The sequence below is a fragment of the Archangium sp. genome (assembly GCF_036389735.1).
Taxonomy (GTDB): Bacteria; Myxococcota; Myxococcia; order Myxococcales; family Myxococcaceae; genus Archangium.
Window position 1 is genome coordinate 1 of record NZ_DASVWK010000790.1, and the last position, 1,784, is coordinate 1,784.

2 protein-coding genes are annotated in these 1,784 nt (G+C 70.2%); one reads left to right on the forward strand and one right to left on the reverse strand.

The window, feature by feature from the left end:
• Positions 1–293: 293 nt before the first annotated feature.
• A complete protein-coding gene (locus VF794_RS27960; RefSeq protein ID WP_331115597.1) occupies positions 294–818 on the reverse strand; it encodes a thioesterase family protein in 525 nt (174 codons plus the stop codon).
• Positions 819–1,067: 249 nt separating this feature from the next.
• Between VF794_RS27960 and VF794_RS27965 the strand changes: the two genes are divergently transcribed.
• Positions 1,068–1,784 (forward strand): metallophosphoesterase (locus VF794_RS27965; protein WP_331115599.1); only part of this gene is annotated, 717 nt, incomplete at its 3' end.

Below are 1,784 nucleotides of genomic sequence, written 5' to 3' on the forward strand. Positions count from 1 at the left end.
GTGTATGGACAGGACTGCAAGCAGAACCCCTGCCCCCAGGACCAATACTGTCTGCTCCAGACCCAGCCGCGGCTCACGGATGCGGTGTGGATGCAGTGTACCCGGGGCTGCGGCGCTGATGCGCCTCCCTGTCCCGAGGGCTCCGTCTGCCACCAGTACCGATGCCACAAAGCCTGTGCTCCCGAGGACCCCTCCTCCTGCGCCCGGGCTTCGTCTGTCACCGCAAAGCCGCCAAGGAGCCCTGGCGGTGTGTACCGGCTCCCCGGGCCTCCAGAGACCCCTCGCCCTAGGTCCTACTCGAAGACGCGGCCCTCGAGCGCCTCGATGGCGGCGCGGATCTCCGAGGGCACGGGCACCTTCTCGTAGCCGGGGTAGCGCAGCGTGACGAGGACGGCCCCGCCGCGCGCGTAGCGCACCCCGCTGCTCGCATCCTCCACCGCGTACTCCATGGTGAGGCTGGAGTTGCCGATGCGCGTGACGCGCGCGCCCACCACCAGGTCCGCCGGGAAGACGACCGGGCGCAGGTAGTCCGCGTTCGTCGCCGCCACGATGGGTCCCACTCCCCCCTCGGGCTTCTGCATCTCGGCGCTCACCAACCCCACGCGTGCCATGTAGGCGATGCGGGCCGCCTCGAACCAGGTGAAGTACCGCGCGTTGTTCACGTGGCCGTACGCGTCCATCTCGCCCCACTGGACGGGGAAGCGCACGGTGATGGGGAAGTCGTTCATGGGAGCCGTCATGCACCACGATGGCCCTTCCGGAGCAACCGGAATCGCCTCGCCAGGGCCGGACGAGGGCCGCACGCGGAGAGCGGACATGATGGCGCTCCCTGGGCCGCTCGCTCTCGGGTTCCTCGTCTGGCGTGGGACCCGTCAGGTCCTCCGGTCGGGGAGTTGACCGGAGCACGGCGCTGGGAGACCGTCCCCCCAGTGACACCGCACGAGCCAGGCACCGCGAGGAAGCAGCAGCCCGCGACGGCCTCCGAAGAGACGTCCCGCGACTTCACCCTTCACGAGGTCGGTGATCCCGAAACCGGCACCGCCACGCGGCCCCACCAGCACGCGGACATGGTGCGCTGGCTCCACCCCGCGATGCTCATCCGCACCGGCCTGGACGCACTGGTGGCCGCCATGTTCGGCGCTCGCGCGGACCACCGGCTCATCGAGGCCGTGGTGCGCCCGCAGCCGCCCTACTTCGATTACTCGACGGAGTCGGCCGGCAAGGACTTCTGGCTGGACTACGTGTCGGACACCGGCGACGGGTGGAACTCCACCTACGCGGTGGCCCGCATGCTGGCGCTGCCCTCGCTGGAGGTGACGGATCCGAACCAGGAGACGCACACCCTGGAGCGCGGGCGCCTGCTCGTGCTCGGCGGAGACCAGGTGTACCCGGGCGCCAGCCGCGAGGCGTACGAGGAGCGTCTGGTGCAGCCCTTCGAGGAAGCGCTGGCGCGCACCCCGGAGCCGAGCCCGGACCTGTTCGCCATTCCCGGCAACCACGACTGGTACGACGGGCTGGCCGCCTTCATGCGGCTGTTCTGCGCCAACCGCTGGCTGGCCGGGCGCCGCACGCGGCAGAGCCGCAGCTACTTCGCCCTCAAGCTGCCGCGCGGCTGGTGGTTGATCGGCACGGACGTGCAGCTCGAGAACGACATCGACGTGCCCCAGGTGGAGTACTTCCGCCAGGTGGCCACGCACATGAAGCCGGAGGATCGCGTCATCCTCTGCAACGCGGAGCCGGCGTGGATTCTGGCGGCCACCACGCAGAGCCGCCGCGGCTACCTG

Coding starts and splice junctions, on each gene's coding strand:
- VF794_RS27960 (WP_331115597.1), bottom strand. CDS start 818: ATGTCCGCTCTCCGCGTGCGGCCCTCGTCCGGCCCTGGCGAGGCGATT.